The organism is Occultella gossypii (assembly GCF_019947135.1).
Classification (GTDB): Bacteria; Actinomycetota; Actinomycetes; order Actinomycetales; family Beutenbergiaceae; genus Occultella; species Occultella gossypii.
On sequence record NZ_JAGSHT010000018.1, the window covers coordinates 132,174 to 158,306 of the forward strand.

At 71.5% G+C, this 26,133-nt stretch carries 22 protein-coding genes; 13 read left to right on the forward strand and 9 right to left on the reverse strand.

The window, feature by feature from the left end:
* Positions 1-9 precede the first annotated feature (9 nt).
* The 10 genes from KCQ71_RS19485 to KCQ71_RS19530 all read left to right on the forward strand — a co-directional run bounded on the left by KCQ71_RS19485 (position 10) and on the right by KCQ71_RS19530 (position 9,695).
* Complete coding sequence (locus KCQ71_RS19485) at positions 10-969, forward strand: NAD-dependent epimerase/dehydratase family protein (RefSeq protein ID WP_223409032.1); 960 nt, start codon at positions 10-12, stop codon at positions 967-969.
* Complete coding sequence (locus tag KCQ71_RS19490; protein ID WP_223409033.1) at positions 959-1,723, forward strand: MBL fold metallo-hydrolase; 765 nt, start codon at positions 959-961, stop codon at positions 1,721-1,723. The genes KCQ71_RS19485 and KCQ71_RS19490 overlap by 11 nt, the downstream gene beginning before the upstream one ends.
* Positions 1,724-1,848: 125 nt before the next feature.
* A complete protein-coding gene (locus tag KCQ71_RS19495) occupies positions 1,849-3,108 on the forward strand; it encodes a F390 synthetase-related protein (protein ID WP_223409035.1) in 1,260 nt (419 codons plus the stop codon).
* Complete coding sequence (locus KCQ71_RS19500; protein WP_223409037.1) at positions 3,095-4,039, forward strand: 3-oxoacyl-[acyl-carrier-protein] synthase III C-terminal domain-containing protein; 945 nt, start codon at positions 3,095-3,097, stop codon at positions 4,037-4,039. Before KCQ71_RS19495 ends, KCQ71_RS19500 begins: the two co-directional genes overlap by 14 nt.
* Positions 4,040-4,139: 100 nt before the next feature.
* Positions 4,140-4,712 (forward strand): GNAT family N-acetyltransferase, encoded by a 573-nt coding sequence (locus KCQ71_RS19505; protein WP_223409040.1) that lies wholly within the window; start codon positions 4,140-4,142, stop codon positions 4,710-4,712.
* An 83-nt stretch (positions 4,713-4,795) separates the two neighbouring features.
* Positions 4,796-5,677, forward strand: a complete 882-nt coding sequence (locus KCQ71_RS19510) for a hypothetical protein (RefSeq protein WP_223409042.1) — start codon at positions 4,796-4,798, stop codon at positions 5,675-5,677.
* Positions 5,678-5,839: 162 nt separating this feature from the next.
* A complete protein-coding gene (locus KCQ71_RS19515) occupies positions 5,840-6,379 on the forward strand; it encodes a hypothetical protein (RefSeq protein ID WP_223409044.1) in 540 nt (179 codons plus the stop codon).
* A 28-nt stretch (positions 6,380-6,407) separates the two neighbouring features.
* Positions 6,408-6,911, forward strand: coding sequence for a hemerythrin domain-containing protein (locus tag KCQ71_RS19520; protein WP_223409046.1), 504 nt, complete (start codon positions 6,408-6,410; stop codon positions 6,909-6,911).
* A gap of 31 nt (positions 6,912-6,942) precedes the next feature.
* Positions 6,943-8,631 carry an AAA family ATPase gene (locus tag KCQ71_RS19525; protein ID WP_223409048.1) on the forward strand — a complete coding sequence of 563 codons (1,689 nt, stop codon included), beginning with the start codon at positions 6,943-6,945 and terminating at the stop codon, positions 8,629-8,631.
* Positions 8,632-8,750: 119 nt separating this feature from the next.
* Entirely contained in the window at positions 8,751-9,695 is a 945-nt protein-coding gene (locus KCQ71_RS19530; protein WP_223409051.1) for a GNAT family N-acetyltransferase, read from the forward strand.
* Between the two features lie 73 nt (positions 9,696-9,768).
* Here the strand turns inward: KCQ71_RS19530 and KCQ71_RS19535 are convergent, their stop codons facing one another.
* The 5 genes from KCQ71_RS19535 to aceA all read right to left on the reverse strand — a co-directional run bounded on the left by KCQ71_RS19535 (position 9,769) and on the right by aceA (position 17,062).
* Positions 9,769-10,500: a class I SAM-dependent methyltransferase gene (locus tag KCQ71_RS19535; RefSeq protein WP_223409053.1), complete on the reverse strand. Its 732-nt coding sequence runs from the start codon at positions 10,498-10,500 to the stop codon at positions 9,769-9,771.
* Between the two features lie 43 nt (positions 10,501-10,543).
* Positions 10,544-12,361: a bifunctional metallophosphatase/5'-nucleotidase gene (locus tag KCQ71_RS19540; protein WP_504739607.1), complete on the reverse strand. Its 1,818-nt coding sequence runs from the start codon at positions 12,359-12,361 to the stop codon at positions 10,544-10,546.
* A 312-nt stretch (positions 12,362-12,673) separates the two neighbouring features.
* On the reverse strand, positions 12,674-13,927 hold the full coding sequence (purD, locus tag KCQ71_RS19545) for a phosphoribosylamine--glycine ligase (RefSeq protein WP_223409056.1): 1,254 nt from the start codon (positions 13,925-13,927) through the stop codon (positions 12,674-12,676).
* 85 nt (positions 13,928-14,012) lie between these two features.
* Complete coding sequence (gene aceB, locus KCQ71_RS19550; RefSeq protein ID WP_443683128.1) at positions 14,013-15,587, reverse strand: malate synthase A; 1,575 nt, start codon at positions 15,585-15,587, stop codon at positions 14,013-14,015.
* A gap of 137 nt (positions 15,588-15,724) precedes the next feature.
* Positions 15,725-17,062, reverse strand: coding sequence for an isocitrate lyase (aceA, locus tag KCQ71_RS19555; protein ID WP_223409060.1), 1,338 nt, complete (start codon positions 17,060-17,062; stop codon positions 15,725-15,727).
* A 141-nt stretch (positions 17,063-17,203) separates the two neighbouring features.
* Between aceA and KCQ71_RS19560 the strand changes: the two genes are divergently transcribed.
* Positions 17,204-18,658, forward strand: a complete 1,455-nt coding sequence (locus KCQ71_RS19560) for a helix-turn-helix transcriptional regulator (RefSeq protein ID WP_223409062.1) — start codon at positions 17,204-17,206, stop codon at positions 18,656-18,658.
* Between the two features lie 31 nt (positions 18,659-18,689).
* Here KCQ71_RS19560 and KCQ71_RS19565 read toward each other — a convergent pair whose 3' ends face one another.
* Positions 18,690-20,399 carry a BCCT family transporter gene (locus KCQ71_RS19565; protein WP_223409064.1) on the reverse strand — a complete coding sequence of 570 codons (1,710 nt, stop codon included), beginning with the start codon at positions 20,397-20,399 and terminating at the stop codon, positions 18,690-18,692.
* A gap of 307 nt (positions 20,400-20,706) precedes the next feature.
* On the opposite strand from KCQ71_RS19565, the gene KCQ71_RS19570 reads away from it, so the two are divergent.
* Complete coding sequence (locus KCQ71_RS19570) at positions 20,707-22,344, forward strand: carboxylesterase/lipase family protein (protein ID WP_223409066.1); 1,638 nt, start codon at positions 20,707-20,709, stop codon at positions 22,342-22,344.
* A gap of 59 nt (positions 22,345-22,403) precedes the next feature.
* On the opposite strand, the gene KCQ71_RS19575 is transcribed toward KCQ71_RS19570, so the two are convergent.
* Together KCQ71_RS19575 and KCQ71_RS19580 are read right to left on the reverse strand one after the other, a co-directional pair.
* Complete coding sequence (locus KCQ71_RS19575) at positions 22,404-23,690, reverse strand: adenylosuccinate synthase (protein WP_223409067.1); 1,287 nt, start codon at positions 23,688-23,690, stop codon at positions 22,404-22,406.
* Between the two features lie 57 nt (positions 23,691-23,747).
* Entirely contained in the window at positions 23,748-24,158 is a 411-nt protein-coding gene (locus KCQ71_RS19580) for a DUF3151 domain-containing protein (RefSeq protein WP_223409069.1), read from the reverse strand.
* A 116-nt stretch (positions 24,159-24,274) separates the two neighbouring features.
* Here KCQ71_RS19580 and KCQ71_RS19585 point away from each other — a divergent pair, with 116 nt between their 5' ends.
* Positions 24,275-24,589: an STAS domain-containing protein gene (locus KCQ71_RS19585; RefSeq protein WP_223409071.1), complete on the forward strand. Its 315-nt coding sequence runs from the start codon at positions 24,275-24,277 to the stop codon at positions 24,587-24,589.
* Between the two features lie 298 nt (positions 24,590-24,887).
* Here the strand turns inward: KCQ71_RS19585 and KCQ71_RS19590 are convergent, their stop codons facing one another.
* A complete protein-coding gene (locus KCQ71_RS19590; protein WP_249423260.1) occupies positions 24,888-26,129 on the reverse strand; it encodes a hypothetical protein in 1,242 nt (413 codons plus the stop codon).
* Between the last annotated feature and the right edge of the window lie 4 nt (positions 26,130-26,133).

Below are 26,133 nucleotides of genomic sequence, written 5' to 3' on the forward strand. Positions count from 1 at the left end.
ATCCGACCCATGACGACGACGGCCCTGGTCACCGGGGCGAGCGGGTTCCTCGGGGGATACGTGGTCGCCGAGTTGCGGCGGCACGGTTACCGGGTCATCGCCGCCGGCCGCAACGCCGCCGCCCTGCCGAGCGGCGGGCCGACGCTCGTGGGCGACCTGGACGCCCTCGCGGCCGCGGACGAACCCGCGGACGTGGTGATCCACTGCGCCGGCCTGTCCACGCCCTGGGGCCGCTGGGAGGACTTCGCCCACGCCAACGTGACCGGCACCGACCGGGTTCTGACCTACGCCCGGCGCAACGGCGTGCGGCGGGTGGTGCACGTGTCCTCCCCGAGCATCTACGCCGCCGGCCGGGACCGGATCGGCATCACCGAGGACCAGGTGGACCCGGGCAACCGGCTCAACTCCTACATCCGCTCCAAGATCGCCGCCGAGGACCTGGTGCAGCGCAGCCGAAGCCGGGACGGCGCACCGGAGGTCGTGATCGTGCGACCCCGTGGCCTCATCGGCGCTGGCGACCCCAGCCTCGTGCCGCGCCTGCTCGACGTGCACGATCGGATCGGAGTGCCGCTGTTCCGCGATGGGCGGGTGCTCGTGGACCTGACCGCCGTGGAGAACGTCGCCGAAGGGCTGCGGCTGGCGGCCGAGGCGCCGGGTGTCGACGGCGAGGCGTTCAACCTCACCAACGGCGACCCCCGCACCCTCCGGGCCCTGATGGACTCCCTGTTCGCCGCGCTCGGACGGACGCCGAGGTTCCGGCGACTGCCCGTCCGGCCGGTCTACGCGGCCGGCGCAGTACTCGAGGCGGCGTTCGGCGTGCTGCCCGGCCGTCCGGAGCCCCCACTGACCCGGTACACCGTCGGCACCATCGCCTACTCGCAGACCCTGGACATCTCGAAGGCAGGCCGGATGCTGGGCTACCGGCCGCGGGTCACCATCGACGACGCCCTGGCGAGCTATGCCGGCTGACCTGCGCGCCTACGCCTGCGGGCACACCCACCACGACATCGGCGGCCTCGTGCGCGGTGCGCGCCGCGAGCGCCGCACCTTCCCCTCCAACGTGTTCTGCTACACCGACACCGGCCGCAGAATCCTGTACGACACCGGCTACGCCCCACCGCCGTGGCGGACCGGCCTCGCCGGGCGCGCCTACCGGAGGTTGCTGCCGCCGGTGATCGGCCCGGGGGCGGACGTCGCCGCCCAGATCGACCCGGCCGGCGTCACCCACGTGGTGCTCTCCCACCTGCATCCCGACCACATCGGCGGACTCGTGCACTTCCCGCACGCCACCCTGGTCCTGCACCCGGCGCTGCTGGCCACCCTGGCCCGGCCCCGGCTCACCGACGGTGTGCTCCCGGGTCTGCTCCCGGACTGGTTCGACCATGCCCGGCGGATCGTGGTCGGCGAGTTCACCCCTGGGCCGTTCGGTCTGGCCACCTACGACCTGTTCGGCGACGACAGCTATCACCTGGTCGATCTGCCCGGGCATGCCCGGGGCCACCTGGGTGCGCTCGTCGCCGGGCGCACGCTGCTCGCCGGCGATGCCGCGTGGGGCCGGGACCTCCTCGACCAGGTGGACCGGATGCGCACCCTGCCGCGCCTGATCACCGCCGACGGCGCCGCTCACCGGCGTACCGCGCGGCACCTGCTGGAGGCCGAGCGCCGGGGCGCCCGACTGCTGTTCTCCCATGACGCACACCCGACCGGGGTCGATCTCCTGTAGGGCGCCGGGCCGGGCAGACCTCCCCACCCGCGAGCAGCCATCGAACCGGACGGAACGGAAGTGCTCACCTACCATCGGTCCATGCCACAGCCTCCCCCGCCACCACCTGCGCCCGTGGCGGGCGCGTGAGCCGGCTGCGCACCGTCGTCGCCTTCGCGAGGGCCCGCTGGGCGCCACCGCCGCGCACGCGCGCCGGGCTCGAGGCGCGGCAGCGCCGACGCATCCGCCGACACCTGCGCTATCTACGCCGGCATTCCCGCTACTTCGCCGGGGTGCGCACCCTCGCCGGCGCCCCGCCGATGGACAAGCCGACCATGATGCGCCGCTTCGACGACCTGAACACCGTGCGCGTGCGCCGCGCGGACGCGCAGACGGTCGCACTGGCCGCCGAACGCAGCCGGGACTTCAGCCCCACCCTCGGACCGATCGCCGTCGGGCTCTCCAGCGGCACGTCCGGGCACCGGGGCCTGTTCCTCGTCAGCCCCGCCGAGCGGGACGCGTGGGCCGGCACGGTGCTGGCCCTCACGTTGCCGCCCCGACGCCTGGCCGGGCACCGGATCGCGTTGTTCCTGCGCGCCAACAACGGACTGTACGAGACGGTCCGCTCCCGGGTGGTGGACTTCCGCTACTTCGACCTCACCGTTCCGATCGAGGACCACCTGGCCGACCTGGCGGACTTCCGACCGACGATCCTGGTCGCGCCTCCGTCTGTGCTGCGGGTCCTCGCCGACTCCGACGCCCGGCCGCGCCCGGAGCGGGTGTACTCGGTGGCCGAGGTTCTCGACTCCGGCGAGGCCGAGCGGTTCGCCCGGGCCTTCGGTACCGACGTGACCCACCAGCTGTACCAGTGCACCGAAGGCTTCCTCGGGCACACTTGCGCTGCGGGTGTGCTGCACCTGAACGAGGAGCACGTGCTCATCGAGCGGGAGTGGCTCGACGAGCGTCGTTTCGTCCCGGTCGTCACCGACTTCTCCCGCCGCGCCCAGCCGATCGTCCGGTACCGGCTCACCGACGTGCTGATCGCACGGGAGGGACCCTGCCCGTGCGGCAGCGTGCTCGCCGCGATCGATCGGATCGAGGGCCGCGCGGACGACACGCTGCTGCTCGACGGGGTACGGGTGTTCGCCGACCTCGTCTCCCGCGCGGTGATCGCTGCCGACGGTTTCGGCGAGTACCGGGTGGTCCAGACCGGCCCGGACCGGCTCGAGGTGCACCTGGACGACCTCGCCGCCGAGGCCGGGGTGCGCCGGGAGCTGTCGCTGCTGTGGCAACGCCTCGGCATCACCGAACCGCACCTGACATTCGCCCCGTACACGACCGACCCGACCGTGAAGCGGCGCCGGGTGCGGCGCGACTGGCAGGAGGAGGCCCATGCGCCCGTGTGAGATCGCAGGGTGGGGCACGCACCTACCCGCGCAGGTGGTCACCTTCGGTGACCAGACCCGGTACCGGATCGCCGACGGCGTGGGTCAGGTCGACATGCTCGCCGACGCCGTGCACGGTGCCCTGGACCGGGCCGGGCTGCGCCCGGTCGACATCGACTGCGTCATCGGTGCCTGCGCAGGGGACATCCAGCCGATCCCGTGCACCGCGGCCCTGGTCTGGGAGCGGGTCGCCCCGCACACGCCGGTGGCCGCGTTCGACGTCAACTCCACCTGCACCAGCTTCATCACCGCACTGGATATCGCCTCCCGGTACCTCGCCGACGGCGAGTACGAACGGATCCTGATCGTCTCCGGCGACGTGGGCACCCGGTTCCTCGACCCGGACCAGCGGGAGAGCTTCGAACTGTTCTCCGACGCCGCCGCCGCGTTCGTGGTGACCCGGTCCACGCAGCCCGACCGCGGCGTGCTGACCAGCCTGCAGCAGACCTGGGCCGACCACGCCCACGACACCGAGATCCGTGGCGGCGCCTCGCTGGCGCCGGCGCAGCAGTACGCCGATCGCGACCCCGGTGACTACCGGTTCGACATGGACGGCCGCCGGGCGCTGCGGAGCATGGCCACGGTGCTGCCCGGCTTCTTCGAGGCCTTCTTCGGCAGACTGACCGCCCGTACCGGCCTCGCCCTCGCGGACGTGGACCTCGTGGTCCCGCACCAGGCCAGTCGCGCCCTCGGGCTGGTGATGCGCCGGATCGGGATCCCGCCGGAGCAGTACGTGGACCGGGTCCGCGAGTACGGGAACATGGTGTCCGCTTCTGTCCCGTTCGTCCTGGCCCGGTGCCTGGACGAGGGCCGGATCGGCACCGGCGACGTCATCCTGCTCTGCGGCACCGCCGCCGGGCTGACCGCGAACGCACTGGCGCTGCGGCTGTAGGTGGCGCAGCCAGGTGCCCGGCAGCCACGGTACCGGGCGCCGGAGCGCGCAGCCGGATCCGACGTCGACACCACCGACCCGGCTCGTCTACCGTCCAGGCATGACCCACGACTTCGCCACCAAACCCGTCCTGACCGGAGCCCTGGTCACCCTCCGCCCGTTCGAGGAGGCGGACCTGCCCGCGATCGCCGAGGTCCTGAACGACCCCGAGGTGGGTCGGCTGACGATGAGCTACACCAGCACCACCGAGCTCGAGGCGGACCGCACCGGCGTCGAGGACGTGCGGGAGTTCTACCTCGGCAACACCACCGCAACCCACCGCCTCGACCTGGCGATCGTGGACAACGCGAGCGGCGCCGTCGTCGGCGAGGCGGTCCTGAACGACTACGACCCGAACGCCTCATCCTGCAACTTCCGGATCCTGATCGGCTCGGCGGGCCGCGGCCGGGGCCTGGGCACCGAGGCGACCCGGCTGATCACCGACCACGGGCTCGACGTGATCGGCCTGCACCGGATCGGGCTGGACGTGTTCTCGTTCAACCCGGCCGGCCGGCGTGCCTACGAGAAGGCGGGGTTCGTGTTCGAGGGCACCAAGCGGGACGCCGCCATCTTCGACGGTGAGCGCATCGACGAGCACTTCATGTCCCGCCTCGCCACCGACCCGCGTCCGTAACGCGCCCGGACCGACCGCAGGGGCAGAACGACCCATCGCAGGGGCGAGCACCGCCGTCGGGCATCTCCTAGGCTCAACCCGAGATGTCCATCGCCCGACCGAAACCACCGCGCCGCAAGCGGCCCGTCACGCGGGCCCGCAAGCGGGTCAGCCGGACCATCGGCACCATCGTGACCACGATCGGCGTGCTGTCGACGGCCGTCACGTGCGGCGTCGGCGAGGTGTACTCCGGCGGGGTGCCGGCGGTCGACGTGGTTCTCGGGGTCTTCCTCGTGGTGATGCTCCTCAGCTGGGCGGTCGGCGCGATCTGGGCGTCCGTGGTGCTGATCGGGCAGGCAGCGGTGCGGCTCCCGCGCCGGCGACGGCTGCGGGCGTGGGCCGAGGGCGTGGGTTGGGCGTGGTTCGCCAAGGGCAAGCAGATCCCCGCGCAGCATGCGTCCGCGGCGAGGGCCTGCCAGCCGGTCCGGGAACTGAACTCGGACAAGCGGGCCAGATTCTCCGAGCTCGCGACCGGGCAGTACCGCGACCGGATGGCGCTGTCCTTCCACTTCGAGCGGGGCAGCGGGTATCTGCTCGAGGTGGAGCAGATCATCGCGCGGCGGCTGCGGAACGTGCTGCCGCCGGTGAGTCTGGTGGACCGCGCCGAGGACGATGTGTTCACCGGTCAGCAGGTGCGCTTCGAGTCCGCGACGTTCAACCACCATTGGCGGGTCGACGCCGAGGATCCGCGGTACGCGTCGGCGTTCACGCATCCTCGCCTGATGGAACTGCTCAACCACGCCGACGACTCGGTCACCGAGATCCACCTGCGTGGGGACTACCTGATCTCGCACGCCCCGACGAACCTGACCCCGCAGATGCTCGAGACGCACCTGCGGCTCCTCGCCGAGATCGACGACGGCATCCCCGAGTGGGTGTGGCGCGAGTACGCGGGCACCACCAGCGTCCGGGCGAGGCGGACCTGACCGTCCGCCGACCGGCCACTGCGTGCCGCGTATGGGCACGGTCACCCGCGCCCGGTTCGGGGTGGCGGTGACCGCGCCGTATGCTCGAACGGTGCAGATGACATTCACGATCGGTCGGCGGCGCAACCGTCGTGCAGCGGAACCCCAGATCGTGAGGATCGGGTGACGGCCGAGCGCTGGGTCGGTGTCAGCGAGGCTGCGGGCGCGTGGGCGGACGCGGCCCACGACATCCTCACCCAGGTGGCCGGCCATCACCTCGCCGTCATCACCCGCGCCGACCTCGCCGAGCAGGTCCAGTCGCGCACCCAGCTGCGCACCCGCTCCCCCTATCGCACCTGGATCGGGAGCGTCCTGGCCATGGTGGTCACTCGCGCTCACGCGGAAGCGTTGCCACCGCTGACGTCGCTGGTGGTCCACCGGGCCGGTGGTGACGTCGAGACCGAGGAGAGCGTCACGCAGGCCCGCTTCGCCTGCTACCGCCGCTACGCCGACGACATCCCGGCCGACGTCATCGCGCTAGCCGACGCCGAGGCACGCGCCAAGGAGGCCGAGGCCGAGGAGGCCACCCGAGCGCGCCGCACCGGATCCCGCACCCGCACACCCCGGATCAGCAAGCAGACGGCGCCCGAGGAACTTCCCAAGATCTGCCCGACCTGCTTCGTCCAGCTCCCAGCATCCGGAGTGTGCGACGAGTGCGGCTAGGAGCGCCGGTCCGGGCCAGGCGGACCTGATGTCCGCCGACCGACTGCTCTCCTGGGGCACGGAACTGCGCGCGGTGCACGCCCGGCTGCGCGAGGCGCTGGCCGCGGCGCGGGACAGCGTCGAGGACGCCGATCCCGCCGGCCCCGCGACGCGGGACCTGCTGCTGTACTGCTGGGGCTTCTGCGCCGCGCTGACCGGGCATCACCGCGGCGAGGACGCCGCCCTGTTCCCGCAGATCGAGGCGGCCCACCCGGACCTGGCGCCGGTGCTGCGCGGCCTCACCCAGGACCACTCGATGCTCGACCATCTCATCGGCGAGCTCGGCCGCACCCTCGAGGCCGGAGCACCACGCGAGGAGACGCTGCGCCACCTGGACGGCATCGATGCGGTCATGGAGACCCACTTCCGGTTCGAGGAGAAGCAACTCATCGAGGCGCTGGACGCCCTCGAGCTGCCCGGTCCATCAGGCTCCGCTGTCGAGGCCGAGAAGTCCGACGGCGATCGGCAGCACTACCTCGGACCTCTCGCCTGAGGATGTGGGCTGCGGCTGACAGGATGACCGGATGAGCATCCCGCCCGCCGCCGAGACGTCCGGCCCCAGCCCTCTCGAGGGGCCGCTGGCCTCCTTCCTGGCCGACTTCCACGCACTGGCGAATCTCGCCGCCGAGCACTCGACGCCGGAGACCTCCGGGGAGCCGCTGCTGCCGGCACTCACCGCGCACCTCGGCGTGGACCCCCGCACCCCTGCCACGCTGACCGAGGAGATCAGCCCGCTGCGCACGGCGGACGCGGACGTCGCCCTGGAGCACGTGATCGCGGCGCACGGCGGCGGCGAACAGCTCGGCATCGGGGGCGGGGACCAGCGCTGGCACAACTCGCTCAGCGAGATCGTGCAGTACGCCGGCCAGCACGGCATGTTCCCGATCGGGCCGGTCGAGTTCCGCACCGTCCCGGTCGGCCCGGAGACCGAGCGGTCCGTGGTCGCGTTCGGACTGCACCTGTTCGCCTTCGATGGCAGCCCGGTCGCGGTCCTGCAGCGCGGTAGCAACCCGCAGTTCGGCGCGGCGGCCAAGTTGGAGGTGCTGACACCGGACCGGGAGGTGGCGGCTGCCTTCCTCACCCAGATCCGCGCCGCGATGAACAGCCACAGCGTGCTGCGCAGGCAGGTCGTCACGTTCACCAGTTCCGAGTACGGGCCGAGCGCCGGCGGGGTCACGTTCCACGCCCGTCCCGCCGTCAGATCGGGTGACATCGTGCTGCCCGAGGGGACCCTGCGTCGGATCGAGCGGCACGTGCTCGGCATCGGCGCTCATGCCGAGGCGCTCGCCCGCGCCGGCCAGCACCTCAAGCGGGGGGTGCTGCTATATGGGCCGCCAGGCACCGGGAAGACCCTGACCGTGCGCTACCTGGTGGGTGCCGCGAACGACGCCACCGTGATCCTGCTCTCCGGGCAGAGTCTCGCGCTGGTGTCCCTGGCCGCGGAGACCGCCCGCACCCTGGCGCCGGCGATCGTGGTCCTCGAGGACTGCGACCTGGTGGCCGGGGCCCGCAACCCACACACGTCCTCGCCGTTGCTGTTCGAGGTCCTCGACGCCCTGGACGGCCTGTCCGCCGACTCCGACGTCACGTTCCTGCTCACCACGAACCGGGTGGACGTGCTCGAGCCCGCGCTCGCGCAGCGGCCCGGCCGGGTGGACCTCGCCGTCGAGATCCCGCTGCCGGACGCGCCCGCCCGGCGCGCCCTGCTCGATCTGTACGCCGGGGACCTGGCCTTCTCCGCGCAGGCCCGTGAGGAGGTCGCGGACGCCGCATCCGGTGCCACCGCGAGCTTCGTCAAGGAACTCGTGCGTCGCGCGGTGCTGCTCGCCGCCGAGGCCGGCACGCCGGAACAGGTCGGTGACGAACAGTTGCGGTCCGCCGTCGCCGAGATGATGTCCGACGGCGAGGCGATCACCCGGGCGACCCTCGGCGCCTCGGCACCGGACGGGGTGCCCGACGTCTTCGACGAGGGCGAGTCTGGCGACGGGACCGGGGCGGGCTGGTTCGCGTACGCCCCCTTGGCCGGCGGGGTCTACCGGCCCGGGCTGCAGGGCCCGCACGCGAGCGCCTCGTTCTCCGCGGACCTCCACTTCGAGGCCGATGCCGAGGACGGCGCCGAGGGAGTCGTGGACCCCGACCCGCGCCGGAGGCCGGACGGCGGTCCCGTCGGCGGTCCGGACGCGGGGTCCGACGGCGGCGGTGCGCCCGCGTAGGTCGGTGCGCCTGCTCGTCGGGCGGGCCGCTGCGGGCGTCAATACCCTTGACGCCGCAGGGGCGGTCCACGGCATCCTGGGGCGTCCCGTCCGCCGATCACGCCTGGAAGGCCGCCCGAATGACACTGCGCTGGAGCACCCTGGATACCGATGCCGTGCCAGCCTGGGCCGAGCTGACGAACCTGCTCGCCAAGGTCGACCGCACCGAGGAGTACTACGACGCGGAGGACCTGGCCGAGGAACTCAGCGAGCCGGGATTCGACCCCGAGCTGGACTCGGTCGCGGTGTGGGACGGTGACACGCTGGTCGCCTACAGCCAGCTCCGGGTCTCCCTCGCACTCACCTACGAGGGCACGGCCCGGGCGATGATCGGCGGCGGTGTGCACCCGGACTGGCGCGGGCAGGGCATCGCCACCCGGATGTTCGACGAGATGGAGCCCCGCGGGCGCGAACTCGCCACCGAGCGCCACCCGGGCGAACCGTTCGAGCTCCGCGCGTCCGGCGGGCTGGAGGATGACCCGGCCCGCCCGCTGCTGAGCGAGCGCGGCTACGAGATCGTCCGGTACTTCACCGCGATGCAGCGCCCACTTCCTGGGGACCCGCTGCCCGAGGTCACGGACCCGCGGGTGGGGCCGGTCACGCCGGAGCTGGCCGAGCCGCTGCGGCTCGCGCACAACGACGCGTTCGCCAGCCACTGGGGTTCCGCTCCGCAGGAGCCCGAGCAGTGGGCCAACGGCATGGAGGCCCGGTCGCTGCGGATCGCGACGTCCCGGGCCGCCGTGGCGGACGGCGAGGTGCTCTCCTACGTGATCACCGGCCAGTGGGTGGACCGGGAGCTCTACATCAGCATCGTCGGCACCCGCCCGTCCGCGCGCGGCCAGGGCCTGGCCCGCCAGGTGCTGACCGCGAGCCTGGCGGCCGCGGCGGCGACCGGCGAGTACGACCTGGTCGAACTCGACGTCGACTCCGTCAGCCCGACGGGCGCCGGCCGTCTGTACGAGTCGGTCGGCTTCACGCCGGTGCGCACCACGGCGACGTTCGCGAAGGCCGACGGAGCCAGCTGACGTTCAATGCCCGACGGCGCAGCCGCCGTCGGGCTCTTGCGTTGCGGTCGCGTGGCACTGCTCCTCCGCAGACCTACTCCGGGCGCTGCGCGACGTAGACCCACTCGCGGCCGGGCCGGTCCGGTGCGTCACGCACGTCGCGGACGAGGTAGCCGGTCTCGGCCAGCGAGGCCTCGACCTCCTCGCGCGTACGGAACCGCAGCCTCGACGTCGACTCGATCCGGACGCCGTCGACGTGGAAGATGGTGGGCGAGGAGAACTCGAGCACGCCGTCGGAGTAGGAGACGACCTCGGTCCAGTCCTCGACCGGACCGGCCGGGCCGCAGTCGACGATCTGATGGGTGGCCTCCGGCGTCCAGCCCTCCCAGGCGCGCACCTCCGGCCGGCGGGCCTCGAACACCAGGTGCCCACCGGGCCGCAGCGCTCGGTGGATGCCGGCGAGCGTCGCGGACCAGTCCTCGTCGCTCGTGAACACCTGCGCCACGTTCGCCGTCATGGTGGCGACGTCCACGCTCAGGTCCGGCAGCGTGGTGGCGTCCCCATCGAGCCAGCGGACCCGGTCGCTGCCGGACTTGCCGCGGGCGACATCGACGCTCGCCCGGGCGGGGTCGACGCCGACCACCTGGAGGCCACGGTCGGCCAACATGATCGCGAAGGTACCGGTGCCGCACCCGACGTCGAGGACGCTGCGAGCGCCGAGTTCGTCGGCCACGAGGGCGACGTAGACGTCGAGGTCGCTGCGGTCGGGGTCGAGCGCGTCGTAGACGGCGGCGAGTCGGGGCTCGTCGAAGATCGGATCGGGCATGCCCGTCACGCTAACGGGCATGCCCAACGGATTTACCCGGGCGTCAGGCCTGGATGATCACCGGTGCACCGTTCGCGACCAGGCGCCAGTCCGTGGCGGCGAAGACCGAGGAGTCGATCTGGCCGATGGCCGTGACCCAGTCGATGATGAGCTGGCGGATCTCCACCTGGGCGTTGTAGACCACCGGGGCACTCACCACGCCCGGGAAGTTGCCACCGCCGGACTGCCGGTAGTTGTTGATCGCGATGACGAACCGCTGCGCGGGGTCGATCGGGGCGCCGTCGTAGCTCAGGCCGACGATCCGGGATCCGGGGGCCTGCGCGATGTCGATGTCGTACGTGAGCGGTGCGGTGAAGCCGCCCATGATGTCGTAGTTGTAGTCGGGCGTGCCGTTCGGCGCCGTCGGGGTGACGGCGTTGGTGACGTCGTCCGGGGCGAACGGGCCGGTGCCGGTGACCTGCTTGAAGTAGGCCGCGGACTGCTCCAGATAGGCGAGCACCTCGGCGCCGGTCAGCGTGATCGCCAACAGGGTGTTGTCGAAGATGTACATGCCGGCCACGTCCCGCACCGTCACGTCGCCCGCGGGGATGGACGCATCCCGGTTGAACGGTGCCGCGATGGACAGCACCGGCAGGTCCGCCTCGGGCGTGCCGGCCAGGGCCCGGGTGACCGCGTCCGACTGGACGTGGTTGATGAAGTCCATGGCCGCGGTGTCCTCGTACCGGGAGGTCTGCGCGGACATCGCGGTCAGATTCGTGCCGACCACCGAGTTCACGTAGTCGCGGACGGTCTCGTGGTCGGCGGTGAGGATCTCGACGATCGCCGGGTCCTCCGGCACCGAGTTGGCGTTCAGCAGGTGGGAGTGCGCGGACTCCACGTGCCAGCGGCCGCGCTCCTGAACCAGGTCCAGGTCCATGACGCTCAGCCGCATGCCCCAGCGCAGCGGTTCGGTGAGCAGCACCTGCTTGCCGGTGGCGGTGTTGGTGACGAACCGCTCGATGATCTCGGAGTGCGCGTGACCGACGAGGATCGCGTCGATGTCCGGCACCTGTTCGGCGACCAGGGTGGCGGCGTTCTCCGGGTAGGGCAGGGCGTCGCCGTACGAGCTGGACGTGTCCGCGCCGGAGTGTGCGGAGACGATGACGATGTCCGCACCCCGGGCCTTCATCTGGGGCACGAACACCTGCGCCTGCTCGACGAGGCCCGGGAAGTGCAGGATGCCCTCCACGTTCGCCTTGTCCCAGATCGCCACGCCCGGGGTGACCAGGCCGAGGATGCCGACCTTGATCGGGCGGGCCCCGCGTGGGCGGACCGTGTGGATGACATAGGGCTCGTAGGCGGGTTCGCCCGTGAAATCATCGACGGCGTTCGCGCACAGCAGCGGGAAGTCCAGCTGGTCGACGAACGTGGCCAGGGTGTCGAGGCCGTAGTTGAACTCGTGGTTGCCCATCGCGGCGGCGTCGTAGCCGATCGCGTTCATGGCCGCGGCCATCGGGTGCACGTGCCCGCCGGTGATCGGGTCGATCTTGGCGTAGTAGTACGCGAGCGGGGTGCCCTGGATCGTGTCACCGGCGTCCAGCAGCAGCGTGGTGCGCTCACCACGCTCGGCCCGCATCGCGCTGACCAGCGTGGAGATCTTCGCCAGGCCGATGTCGTTGCCCGCCGAGTCGGTGTACTCGTCGTCCTTGAAGTAGTCCCAGTTGAACACGTTGCCGTGCAGGTCGGTGGTGCCGAGCACGGTCAGGCGGCGCCGGTGCGCGTCGTTGCGCCCGGGACCACGGTTGCCGTTGTTGCCGGCGTGGGCGGCATCGGCACCGATGATGCCGGCGGCCGCGGCGCCGGCGGTGCCGACGGCGGCCATCCCGAGCAGGCGACGCCGGGACACCTCCGAATCGAGGAGGGCGGCGTGCGCGGACTTCGCGTCGGAGGTGGGGGTGGGCTTGTGGGCCATGGGGACTCCTCGTCGAATCGCCGGCGGCCTCGTGGGCCGCCGGGGTGGGGCGTCCGTCGGGGGGCGGACCGCGACGACACTACTCAGGTCGGCCCCACCTGCACAGGGGGGTCGTCGGTGAACGTCCGGTGACCACTGGGCCTCGACCTGCCACGAACGGCGGCCGGGCCACCGGTGACGTCGGGAGCGTTCGTCGCCCGTCGGGAGCGCCCGTCGGGAGCGTCAGAGTGCGGCGGCGATGTCGCTGCGGTGCTGGCCCCCGTCGATCCCGATCCGCTCGACGCCCGCGTAAGCGGCCGCGCGGGCGGCCGGCAGGTCGGCGCCGGTACCCACCACGGACAGCACCCGACCACCCGCGGTGACCAGGCCGCCGTCGACCATGGCCGTTCCCGCGTGCAGCACGTGCACGTCGGCGAGCGCCTCGGCGGCGTCGACGCCGGTGATCGGGTCGCCGGAGCGGACCTGCGCGGGGTAGCCGTGGGCGGCGATGACGACGGTGACGGCGGCGCCGTCGGACCAGCGCAGGTCCGGCAACTGGTCGAGGGTCCCGGTGGCGGCGGCGTGTAGTGCGGTGGCGAGGGAGGACTCGAGACGGGCGAGCACCACCTGGGTCTCGGGGTCCCCGAACCTGGCGTTGAACTCGATCACGCGCAGTCCCCTCGAGGTGAGCGCGAGGCCGCAGTAGAGCAGGCCGACGAACGGGGTGCCGCGGCGGGCGAGTTCGCGCACGGTGGGCAGTGCGACCCGGTCGACGACCTGCTCGACGAGGTCCTCGGGCGCCCAGGGCAGCGGCGAGTAGGCGCCCATCCCGCCGGTGTTCGGGCCGGCGTCGCCGTCGCTGAGGCGCTTGAAGTCCTGGGCAGGTGCGAGCGGGACCACGTTCTCACCGTCGCAGAGGCAGAACAGTGAGATCTCGGGGCCGTCGAGGAACTCCTCGATGACCACGGTGGCGCGGCGGCTGCGGTTCACGCACTCGGCGGCGTGGGCGAGCGCGGCGGCCCGGTCCTGCGTGACCACCACGCCCTTGCCGGCGGCCAGACCGTCGTCCTTGACCACGTACGGAGGGCCGAACGCGTCCAGCGCGGCCTCGGCCTCCTCGACGGTGCGGCACACGTGCGCCATCGCGGTCGGGACGCTCGCCGCGGCCATGACGTCCTTCGCGAACGCCTTCGACCCCTCGAGCGTCGCCGCGTCGCCGTTCGGTCCGAACACGGGGATCCCGGCGGCGCGCACCGCGTCCGCGACCCCGGCGACCAGCGGCGCCTCGGGCCCGACCACGACGAGGTCGGCGTCGACCTCGCGGGCGAGCGCGGCGACGGCGGCCGGATCGTTCGCGTCGACGTCCCGGTTGGTCGCGAGCTCGGCCGTGCCGGGGTTGCCCGGGGCCACGGTCAGCGTGGTCGTCGCGGGGTCCGAGGCGAGCGAACGGGCCAGGGCGTGCTCACGAGCACCGGAGCCGATCAGCAGGATCTTCACGGACAGCGAGCCTACCGGCCCACCCCGGCACGCGAGTGCGCGCGATCACGGGTGCTGTGATCGCGCGCACTCCTGCCTGGGCTCCTCAGCCGCGCAGGTGCTCGCGGTAGCCGCGCAGGGTGAAGAACTCCTCGAACTCCTCGCCGAGGGCGACGTCGCAGAACAGCCGGACGGCGTCGGCGAGCAGCGGGTGCCCACCGGGTTCGGCACCCGAGTGGATCCGCTCCGCCTCCTCCGCCACGAGGCGGCGCACCAGGGGCTCGGTGACCGCGATGCCCTCCTCGAGGACCACACCGGCCTGACGCCACTGCCACACCTGGGACCGGGAGATCTCGACGGTGGCGGCGTCCTCCATCAGGTTGTTGATGGCGACCGCCCCCTGGCCGCGCAGCCACGCCTCGAGGTAGCGCAACGAGACCGCGATGTTGGTGCGCAGCCCCACCAGGCTGGCCCCGGAGCCGGCCGAGTCCACCTCGAGCAGGTCCGCCGGGTCAAGCAGGTCGTGCCGCTGCCGCTCGAGCTGGTGGTCCCGCCCGCGCAGCACGCCGGTGAACGCGGACCGCGCCACCTCCACCAGCCCGGGGTGCGCCACCCACGAGCCGTCGAAGCCGTCCTCGGCATCCCGGTCCTTGTCCGCCCGGATCCGCCGCAGCGCGTTCTCGGTGGCCCGCTCGTCGGCCCGGTTCGGCACGAAGGCGGCCATCCCGCCGATCGCGTGGGCGCCGCGACGGTGACAGGTGGCCACCAGACGCTCGGTGTAGGCACGCATGAACGGGACGGTCATGGTGAGCGAGTCGCGGTCCGGCAGGGTCGCCCCGGTGTGCCGCAGCGTCTTGATCAGCGAGAACAGGTAGTCCCACCGCCCGGCGTTCAGCCCGGCCGAGTGCTCGCGCAGCTCGTAGAGGATCTCCTCCATCTCGAACGCGGCCGGCAGCGTCTCGATGAGCACCGTCGCCCGCACCGTGCCGCGTGGGATCGAGTACCGGTCCTGCAGGTAGCAGAACACGTCGTTCCAGAGCCGGGCCTCCAGGTGCGACTCGAGCTTGGGCAGGTAGAAGTACGGCCCCTGCCCGCGTTCGATCAGGGCCGTCGCGCAGTGGTGGAAGTACAGCGCCACATCGGTCAGCGAGGCCGACGTCTCCCGCCCGCCGATCAGCAGGTTCTGCTCCGGCAGGTGCCAGCCCCTGGGGCGCATCAGAACCGTGGGGGTGTGCGCGCCGACGGTGTACTCCTTGCCGCCGGGGCCGGTGAAGTCCAGCTCGTCGCGGGTGAACCGGATCAGGTTCTGCTGCGCCTCGATCAGGTTCGCCCAGGTGGGGCTGGTCGCGTCCTCGAGGTCCGCCATCCACACGTCCGCGCCGGAGTTCAGCGCGTTCACCGCCATCGCGCGGCTCGCCGGCCCGGTGATCTCGACCGTGCGCCGGCTCAGCCCGGGCGCCGGCGGCGCCACCTGCCAGGTGGGGTCGGCGCGGACGTCCGCGGTCTCCTCGAGCAGCCCGAGCTCGTTGCCCTCGGCGGGCCACGCCTGACGCTGCGCTCGACGCCCGAGGAGGCACCGCCGTCGGGCATCGAAACGGTGGTGCAGCTCGACCACCGTGGCGAGCGCGCCCGGGGTGAGGACGGCGTCATCGCCCGGCACCCGCCGTGCGGTGATCGTCATGCCCGACGGCGCAGGGAGCCTGGTGCGGTTCGGCTCGGCCGGGTCGGTGGTCGGGTTCTCCGAAGCGGCCGACGGCGTCGGCTCGCCTGCGTAGGTTTGGTCGGAACGGTCGGTGCGTGGCTGCGTGAGCGTGGTCATCAGAACTGCTCCTCTTCCGTCGAGCCCGTGAGCGCGAGCGTCCCGGACGTCGGGTTCAGCGCCGTGGCCACCCGGTCGAAATACCCGGTGCCCACCTCCGCCTGGTGTTTGACGGCCGTGTAGCCGCGATCCGCGGAGGCGAACTCGGCCTGCTGGAGCTGCACGTACGCGCTCATCCCGGTGCGGGCGTAACCGTGCGCCAGCTCGAACATCGAGTGGTTCAGGGCGTGGAAGCCGGCCAGGGTGATGAACTGGAACGCGTACCCCATCGCGCCGAGCTCGCGCTGGAACCGCGCGATGGTGTCCGCATCGAGCGCGGCCGCCCAGTTGAAGGACGGCGAGCAGTTGTAGGCGAGCTTCTTGCCCGGGAACCGCGCGTGGATCGCCTCCGCGAACTCCCGTGCGAAGCCCAGGTCCGGCTTCCCGGTCTCCACCCAGATCAGGTCGCAGTACGGCGCGTAGGCCAGGCCGCGCGCGATCGCCGCCTCGGGGCCGGGGGTGATCCGGTAGAAGCCCTCGGTGGTGCGCTCGCCGGTGACGAACGGGCGGTCCCGCTCGTCTGTGTCGGTGGTGAGCAGGTTCGCGCCGAGGGAGTCGGTGCGGGCGATGATCAGGGTGGGCACACCGGAGATGTCGGCCGCGAGCCGGGCCGCGTTCAGAGTGCGGATGTGCTGCGCGGTCGGGATGAGCACCTTGCCGCCCATGTGCCCGCACTTCTTCTCGGAGGCGAGCTGGTCCTCCCAGTGCACGCCGGCCGCGCCGGACGCGATCATCGCCTTCATGAGTTCGAAGGCGTTCAGCGGGCCACCGAAGCCGGCCTCCGCGTCGGCGACGATCGGGGCAAGGAAGTCGGTGTCACCCTCGCCCTCGCTGTAGGAGATCTGGTCCGCCCGCAGCAGAGCGTTGTTGATACGACGCACCACGGCCGGCACCGAGTTCGCCGGGTAGAGGGACTGGTCCGGGTAGGTCTGGCCGGCCAGGTTCGCGTCCGCGGCCACCTGCCACCCGGAGAGGTAGATCGCCGCCAGCCCGGCCTTGACCATCTGCACGGCCTGGTTGCCGGTGAGGGCACCGAGGGCGTTCACGTAGTCGCGGGTGTGGATCAGGTCCCAGAGCCTTTCAGCGCCGCGGCGGGCGAGCGTGTGCTCCTCGCCGACGCGGCCGCGCAGGCTCACCACGTCCTCCGCGGTGTAGCTGCGCTCGATGCCGCTCCAACGCGGGGCGGTGGCCCAGTCGCGGCGCAGTTGCTCGGCCGGGTCGAGCCGGACGGCCCGGCCCTCCTCGCTGTGCTGGGTGGACGGGTTCGGGGACTGGTGGGTCGTGGTCGTCACGGTCATTCACTCCTTCTCAGATGCGTCGCTCGGTACTCGGTGGCCGCCTCGGGTGTGCGGCGGTGTTGACGACTCTGCTGTAAGAACTAGCCGCCTTCCACGGCCGATCACTGGAAAGATTCGCTGTTCTTTCGCTACCGTGAAGGAATGAGCACCGAGATCACCGATCCGGAGACCACAGTCCTGACCATCGGGCGGCGGATCCGGCACTTCCGTGCCGCCGCCGGGATGACGTTGGACGACCTGGCCTCCCAGGTCGGCACCGCACCGAGCCAGCTCTCGCTGATCGAGAACGGGCACCGCGAGCCCCGGCTCACCCTGTTGCAGGCGATCGCGGCCGCCCTCGACGTCGACCTCGCCGCCCTTCTGGACGCCGAGCCGCCGAGCCGCCGCGACGGCCTCGAGATCGCACTGGACACCGCCCAGCGCGGGCCGCTCTATGCGACGCTCGGGCTACCGCGGGTCCGGGCCGGCAAGCGGCTGCCGACCGAGGCACTGGAGGCACTGGTCGGCCTGCACGCCGAGCTGGCCCGGCGCTCGAGCGAGGCCAGTGCCACCCCCGAGGAGGCACGGCGCGCGAACACCGAGCTCCGCCGGGCGATGCGGGCCCGGGACAACTACCTCGAGGAGATCGAGGACGCCGCCGAGGAACTGCTCGGCACGGTCGGGTACTCCTCCGGCCCGCTGACGCACCGCACCGTCGAGCAGATCGTCTCCCACCTCGGGTTCAGCCTGCATCACGCCCGCGACCTGCCCTCCTCCACCCGCACGGTCACGGACCTCGAGCACGGCCGGATCTACCTGCCGCCGGCATCCCTGCCCGGCGGGCACGGGCTGCGCTCCCTCGCACTGCAGGCGGTCGCGCACCGGGTCCTCGGGCACACCCACCCCGGCACGTACGCCGACTTCCTGCGCCAGCGCCTGGAGATCAGCTACTTCGCCGCGTGCGTGCTGATGCCGCGGCACGCGGCGACCGAGTTCCTGCTCGCCGCGAAGCGGAACCGGGACCTTGCCGTGGAGGACCTGCGGGACGCGTTCGGGGTGACCCACGAGAGCGCGGCGCACCGGTTCACGAACCTGGCCACCTCCCAGCTCGGCATCACCGTGCACTTCGCGCGGGTGGGCCGCGACGGGACGCTGTTCAAGGGGTACGAGAACGACGACGTGGACTTCCCGACGGACGTCACCGGCGCGATCGAGGGGCAGACGGTGTGCCGGCACTGGACCTCGCGCACCGTGTTCGACCACAACGACCTGGCCGGCGAGTTCCACCAGTACACGGACACGCCGTCGGGCACGTACTGGTGCAGCGCCCAGACCGGCCAGGGCGCCGACGGCGACTTCTCGGTCACGCTCGGCGTCCCGTTCACGGCCGCCAAGTGGTTCCGGGGCCGGGAGACCACGTCCCGCTCGGTGTCCCGGTGCCCGGACCCGACCTGCTGCCGGGAGCCGTCCGCGGACCTGAGCGCCAAGTGGCGCGGCGCCGCCTGGCCGAGCGCGAAACTGCACACGCACATCCTCGGCGCGCTGCCGTCCGGGACCTTTCCCGGTGTCGACGACGCCGAGGTGTACGCCTTCCTCGAGTCGCACGCGCCGCGGTGAGCCGATCGCGGCACTCGATCGATCAGGTCGGCTACTTCCGCTTCGGACGTTCCTCGACGAGGCCTTCGTCGATCAGGGTCCGGGAGACGTGCTGGGTCAACCGGTCCCGCACCAGGGCCCGTTGGACGGCGACCATCTGCTTCCGCTCCTGACGGAACTGTTTCAGGCAGGCGAAGCACATCAGGATCATCACCACGCTGAACGGCAGTGCGATGGCGATCGCGACGCCGCGCAGCGCCATCAGACCACCCGCGAACACCAGCGCCAGCGCGACGGCGCCCTCGAGCACGCCCCAGAGCACGCGGCTCCACGTCGGCGGATCCGGGTCGCCGCCGGAGGCGAGCATGTCCACCACGAGGGACCCGGAGTCGGAGGAGGTCACGAAGAACAGCACGATGAGGATGATCGAGGCGCCGGCGACGACGGTCCCGCCGGGGAGCCCTTGGAGCATCCCGAAGAGCGTGTTCGACTCGTGCACGACGTTTCCTCCCGCGGCGTCGGTCTGGATCAGGCCGCCCTCCCCGAACACCTCCCGGTACATCGCGGTGCCCCCGAGGACCGTGAACCACAGGAGGCTGAAGACCGTCGGGACGAACAGCACGCCGAGGACGAACTCCCGGATCGTCCGGCCTCGGGAGATCCGCGCGATGAAGATGCCCACGAACGGCGCCCAGGAGATCCACCAGCCCCAGTAGAAGGCCGTCCACCAGCCCTGCCACTCCACGCCCGCGCCGTCGGTGACGGCCAGCGCCGAGGTCGAGAAACTCAGTCGGATGAGGTCCCACAGGTAGGCCCCGGTCGCCTGGATGTACTCACGCAGCAGGAACAGCGTGGGCCCGGCGATCAGCACGAACACGAGCAGGCCGATCGCCATGACCATGTTGATGTTCGAGAGCCACTTCATCCCCTTCTTCACACCGGTGACCACGGAGATGACCGCCAGCAGCGTGATCGAGCCGATCAGGATGGCCAGGGTGAGATTGGACGGAGTGCCTATGATCTCGAGGAACTCCAGCCCGCCGGCGATCTGCGCGACACCGATGCCGAGCGAGGTGGCCACCCCGAACAGTGTGCCGACGATCGCCGCGATGTCGATCACGTCGCCGAGCCAGCCCTTGACCCGCCCGCCGAAGAGGGGTTCCAGGGTCCACCTGATCGAGATCGGCCGGCGCTTGACGTGGACGGCGTAGGCGACCGCCAGTCCCACCACGACGTAGATCGCCCACGGGTGCAGACCCCAGTGCAGGAACGTGATGACGAGGGAGTCCTCCATACCCTGCTCGTCCATGGCCCCCACGCCGGACGCCCGGTTCGGGATCCCGGCGAAGTGGTGCAGCGGTTCCGCGACCCCCCAGAACACGAGGCCGATTCCCATACCCGCGGCGAACAACATCGCCAGCCAACTCCCGATGGTGAACTCGGGCTCCTCGTCACCCTTGGCGAGCTTGATGTCGCCGAAGTGGCCGAACCCGCACCACAGCGCGAACACCACGAACCCGGTCACGATGACCGTGTAGTACCAGCCGAAGCCACCCACCACCCCGGACTGGAGCGTCCCGATCGCCTCAGTGACGGCGTCGCCGCCCGCGATCGCGATGACCACGAACGAGACCACGATGATCAGGGCGGGCCAGAAGACCGACGGGTGGATGGATTCGTACCAGTGCAGGCGCGGCTGGTCCGACGGCGGACCCGGTGGGGGCGCGTCGTCCGGCGCGACGCCGGACTCGGTCGGCTGCATGGGCACGTCCCCCTCGACGGCTTGCTCAGGATCACTTCAGAACGTCCCTGCAGGTTATCCGCAGACCCTGCGGCCAGCACCTCGACGGCGGATGCGCGCCCGCGCCGACCCGCGCCACGCCGTCGGGCATTTCGATCAGTCTCTGCGACCAGATGGACCGTGGCCTTCCCTGCCGCGTACGAAGGTACCCACCTTCGGCGGTAGCGCTCACGACGTTCGGCCGCTGGTCCCGCACCGACCGGACCGATGGACTGACGGTCCACGGCGCGCTCCGGGCGCGCCACCGACCGAGGAGCTCTCGCATCCGATGACGACCCCGCAGCCGATCCACACGCCGAGCCGAGGCCCGGCGTTCTCGATGATGACCATCATGGCCCTTGTGCTGGCGGTCGCCGCCGCGGTGGGCGTGGCCGCGCCCGCGACGGCCGGCCCGGGCCGGACCGTGGTGCAGACCGACGTCGGTCTGGTCCGGGGCACACTCGACCACGGCGCCACCCGGACGTTCCAGGGCATCCCGTACGCGGCCCCACCCGTGGGTGAGTTGCGCTGGCGCAACCCGGAGCCCGCCGACCCGTGGCGCGGGGTCCGTGATGCCACCACCCCAGGTCCCGCCTGCGCCCAGAACGAGGGCGAACTGCCCGAGGGCAGCGCCAGTGAGGACTGCCTCTACCTGAACGTGACCACCCCGGCCACACCCACCGACGAACCGCGGCCGGTGATCGTGTGGCTGCACGGCGGCGGCTTCTTCATGGGAGCCGGCCACAACTACGACCCGAGCCGACTCGCAACCCGGGGCGACGCCGTCGTCGTCACGATCAACTACCGCCTCGGGATGTTCGGGTTCCTCGGCCTGCCCGGGCTCGCGGACTCGGGCACCTTCGGGCTCGCCGACCAGCAGGCCGCGATGGCGTGGGTCCAGCGCAACGCCGCGGCGTTCGGTGGCGACCCGGACAACGTCACGCTCGCCGGGCAATCCGCGGGCGCCGTCAGCACCTGCGCGCAGCTCGCCTCACCCGGCGCCGCGGGTCTCTTCGACCGGGCGATCATGCAGAGTGGTTCCTGCGACCTGGCCTGGCTGGCCAACACCGTCTACAAGGGCCAGCCGGCGGACAACATCCTGCTCCCGGTGGAGACCATCCAGGAGCGAGGCCGGGCGCTCGCCACGGATCTCGGCTGCGTGAGCGATGACCAGGCCGCGGTCCTCGAGTGCCTGCGTGCCCTCCCGGTCGAGACCCTCAAACAGGTGATGGACGGATTCATCCAGCCCGCGTACGGCACCGACCTGCTCCCCGTCGAACCGAGCGAGGCGTTCGCCACCGGGGCGTTCAACCGGGTCCCGGTGCTCTCCGGGCACACGCGCGACGAGTCCACGCTGGAGGTGGTCACCTACGAGGGCGGCGCCGCCCCGATGAGCGAGCAGACCTACCAGGAGGTGATGACCGAGACGTTCGGCGACGACCGGGCGGCGGTCGAGGAGGTCTACCCGAGGAGCGAGTACGAATCCGGTGCGGCCGCGTGGGCCGCCATCGCCACCGACTCCAAGTGGGCGTCGGGCCAGTACGAGACGTCGCTGGCGTTGTCGAGGTTCGTGCCCGTCCACCAGTACGAGTTCTCGGACCCGGCCCCGCCGTTCAGCAGCCCGGCTCCGATGACGATGGGGGCCTACCACACCTCGGATCTGTGGTCCTTCTTCGCGCTGAGTGGCGAGGAGCCGACCTTCACCGCGGAGCAGCAGCAGCTCTCGGACCAGATGATCGACTACTGGGCGGCCTTCGCCGCCACCGGTGACCCGGGAGCGGCCGACGGACCGGTGTGGCCGACGTTCGACGGCGCGGCGAGCACGCCCTATGTGCAGTCGCTGGCGCCCGGCGCAATCGAAGCCGTGGACGTGGCCGCCGAGCACCACCTCGCGTTCTGGCGCCGGCACCAGCCCGCGAACGGGTAGCCTCCCGCGCTCCGTTCAGCCGAACGCGCGCCGGACCTGCTCGGCCCAGCCGGACCTGCTCAGTCCAACAGGTCGTGCCGGACGATGGTGGCTTCACGGTCGGGGCCGACACCGATGGCGGAGATCCGGGTACCGGACATCTCCTCGAGGGCGAGCACGTAGCGCTGGGCGTTGACCGGCAGTTCCTCGAACGTGCGGCAGTGCGAGATGTCCTCCCACCAGCCGTCGAACTCTTCGTAGATCGGCTTGGCGTGGTGGAATGCGCTCTGGTCCACGGGCATCTCGTCGTGACGCACGCCGTCGACGTCGTAGGCCACGCAGACCGGGACCTTCTCCAGGCCGGTGAGCACATCGAGCTTCGTCAGGACCAGGTCGGTGAGGCCGTTGATGCGGCCGGAGTACCGGGCGATGACGGCGTCGTACCAGCCGGTGCGGCGCGGGCGGCCGGTGGTGACGCCGTACTCGCCGCCGGTCTTGCGCAGGTGCTCGCCCATGTCGTCGAGCAGCTCGGTCGGGAACGGGCCCTCGCCGACGCGCGTGGTGTAGGCCTTGATGACGCCGACCACCCGGTCCACCCGGCTGGGGCCGATACCGGCGCCGGTGCACACCCCACCGGCCGTGGCCGAGGAGGAGGTGACGAACGGGTAGGTGCCGTGGTCCACGTCGAGCATGGTGGCCTGGCCGGCCTCGAACACGAGCGTCTTACCGGCGTCGAGCGCCTGGTTGAGCACGAGCGAGGTGTCGGCGACCATCGGTCGGACCCGGTCGGCGTAGGCGAGCAACTCGGCGGTGACGGCGTCGATGTCCGCGGCCCGGCGGTTGTAGATCTTGACCAGGACCTGGTTCTTCTGCGTCAGGGCCCCTTCGACCTTCTCCCGCAGGATCTTCTCGTCGAAGAGGTCCGAGATACGGATCCCGACGCGGTTCATCTTGTCCGCGTAGGTGGGCCCGATGCCGCGTCCGGTGGTGCCGATCTGGCGCTTGCCCAGGAACCGCTCGGTGACCTTGTCGAGGGTGCGGTTGTAGCTGGGGATGATGTGCGCGCTGGAGGAGATGAGCAGCCGGGACACGTCCACACCCCGCGAGGTGAGCGCGTCCAGCTCCTCGAAGAGGACCTCCAGGTCCACGACCACGCCGTTGCCGATCACCGGCACGCAGCCGGGCGACAGGATCCCGGAGGGCAGCAGGTGCAGGGCGTACTTCTCGTCCCCCACCACCACGGTGTGGCCGGCGTTGTTACCGCCGTTGAACTTGACGACGTAATCCACCCGCGAACCGAGCTGGTCGGTTGCCTTGCCCTTGCCTTCGTCGCCCCACTGGGCACCGAGGACCACCACCGCTGGCATCGAAGCGTCCCTTTCGTAGCGGAACCACGTGTCGGGCCCCGCCCGAGTTTACTGGGATCAGAGGTTGCGTGCCGCCGGGTCCGAATCGTCGGCGAACGTGCGGCAGCGCTGGGCCTCCTCGGCCTCCCCGATCGCCTCGGCGGCGTCCGCGAGCGAGAGCAGTGCGATCAGGAATCCCTGGTTCGGCTCGTGGTCGGCCGGGATCGGGCCGTGGCCCTTCCAGCCGGCACGGCGCAGCGCGTCCAGACCGCGGTGGTAGCCGGTCCGGGCGAACGCGTACGCGGCGACCGGGTCGTTGCCGGCGAGGGCCTCGCGGGCCAGCAGGCCCCACGCGTAGCTGGCGGCGGGCAGTCGTGCGGCGACGGTGCGCAGGTCCTCGCCGCCGGCGAGGGCGGCGCGCGCGGCGACGTCGGGGTGGTCGGCGGGCAGGAGGGTGGGCGCGGGGCCACCCAGAAGGTTCTCGGCCATGGTGCCAGTCTCGCACCCTCGAGCCGGGCTCAGGCCCGACGGCGTGGGGCCGGCTCGACATGCGGGTCACCAGTACCGCCACTAGCCTCGCACGAGAGCGGGACGGGAGGTCCGGCGTGATCGATGTGTCGACCTCGGTGTCCGAGGTCCTCGTCACGGTGACTGGCGACCTCGACCTGTCCGTGAGCGACAGCGCACCGGTCGCGCTCCGACAGGTCAGCCATCTCAAGCAGGACCGCCTCGTCCTCGACGTCTGCGCCATGGGTTTCATGGACTCCAGCGGCGCTACCTGGCTGATCACCCTGGCCGACGAGATAGGACGCCGGGGCGGCACTGTCGTGCTCCGCGGCGCGAGCGCACGGGACCTGTTCGTGCTCAAGGTCGCAGGGGCGCTCGACCTGTTCGAGATCGACACGACGCACCGGTGCTAGGGCCCGTTCGGCCGCGCGATACATCTGTCCACCGACCAGGGATGCGCGTCGGGCAGTCGGCTCCCAGCACATGGTCCGGGCCCACATCTGGCGGCGCGCCCGGTCCTGCTCAGTTCCAGGGTGAGTTGGTGGGGAGGATCTCGGTGCCGTCTGGCTTGTAGAAGTGCCATTTCCCGTGGCGTCTGGTCATGGTGATGTTGTGGGTGTGGATCCAGTCGTGGTGGTAGTAGCAGAGCAGGGCTGCGTCGTGGAGGTCGGTGTTGCCGCCGTTGGCCCAGTGGGTGCTGTGGTGTGATTCTCAGCGTTCGGGTGGGACGGTGCAGTCGGGGTGGACGCAGTGGCGGTCGCGGGCGACGTGGGCTCGGCGTTGGGCGGCGGTGAAGAGGCGGTGGGCGCGGCCGTGGTTGAGGATTTCGTTGTCGGGTCCGAAGATGATGCGGTAGATCTCGCCGGCGCAGCCGATGATCCGGTCGAGCAGGTCGCGGGGGACGGGGCCGGTGTTGTCGATGAAGGTCGCCGGTCCCGCGGCGAGGAGCGCGGCCCAGTCCCGTCCGGTGCTGGGCAGAGCGGTCCCGTTGACACCGGGCACAGCGGTGCCGTGGGCACCGGGCAGGGCAGTGCCGGTGCCGCTGGGCAGGGCAGTGCCGTTGGCACCGGGCCCAGCGGTGCCGGTCGCACCGGGCCCAGCGGTGCCGGTCGCACCGGGCCCAGCGGTGCCGGTCGCACCGGGCAGGGCGGTGCCGTTGGCCCCGGGCAGGGCAGTGCCGGTGGTGGATTGGCCGAGTGGTCCGACTGCCCGCGACTGGCAGCCGGGCAGACCGGCCCTGTCCGGCGTGCTCGACGGGGTGGGTGCTTGCGCGGAAGCGCTCGTGTTGGGCGCCGCTCCGGTGGTGGCTCCGGTCGGAGCGCTCGACGAGATGGGCGCTTGCGCGGACGGGTCCGGCTCCCTTGCCCCGGTTCCTGGTGCCGCTGCGCTCGACGGGGTGCGCGCCTCCGTCGCGGCGCCGCGTTCATTCGCCAGGTCCCGCGGGGTGATGGGGCTCGACGGGACCGGCGCTTCCGCACAAGCGCCGGTCGAGTTAGCGGGGTCGGCCTCTTGGTCCGCTGTGGTCGGCGCGCCGCTGCTGCGAGGGCTGCGCTCGGCCGGGTCGTTGGTGGTGTCCAGGCCGGGCAGCAGCTCGGTGACCGGCTCGAGGGTCGCGACCGGTGCAGGGTCGCTCGCTGAGTTGCCCGGTGCGGCTTCCGCTGCATTGTCGCCAGCTGCTGTTTCGGTCGTCTTGATGGCGTCGAGGAATTCGGGGTAGCTGATCAGGACGCCGAGGTGGGGGCGGACGGAGGCGGAGGTGCCGACCTTGCCTTGGTCCAACATCATGTGGGCGAGGTCGCTGAGGGCTTGGGCGCGGCGCTGACCGGAGGTGCGGGTCTCACCGGCGGCGGGCTTGCCCATGATCGCTTCGAGGGCGGTACGGATGTATTGGCCGTGTTCGATGGTGAGGAACCCGGCCACGTGGTAGCCGTCCATGGTCCGGTCGATGTTCAAGAAC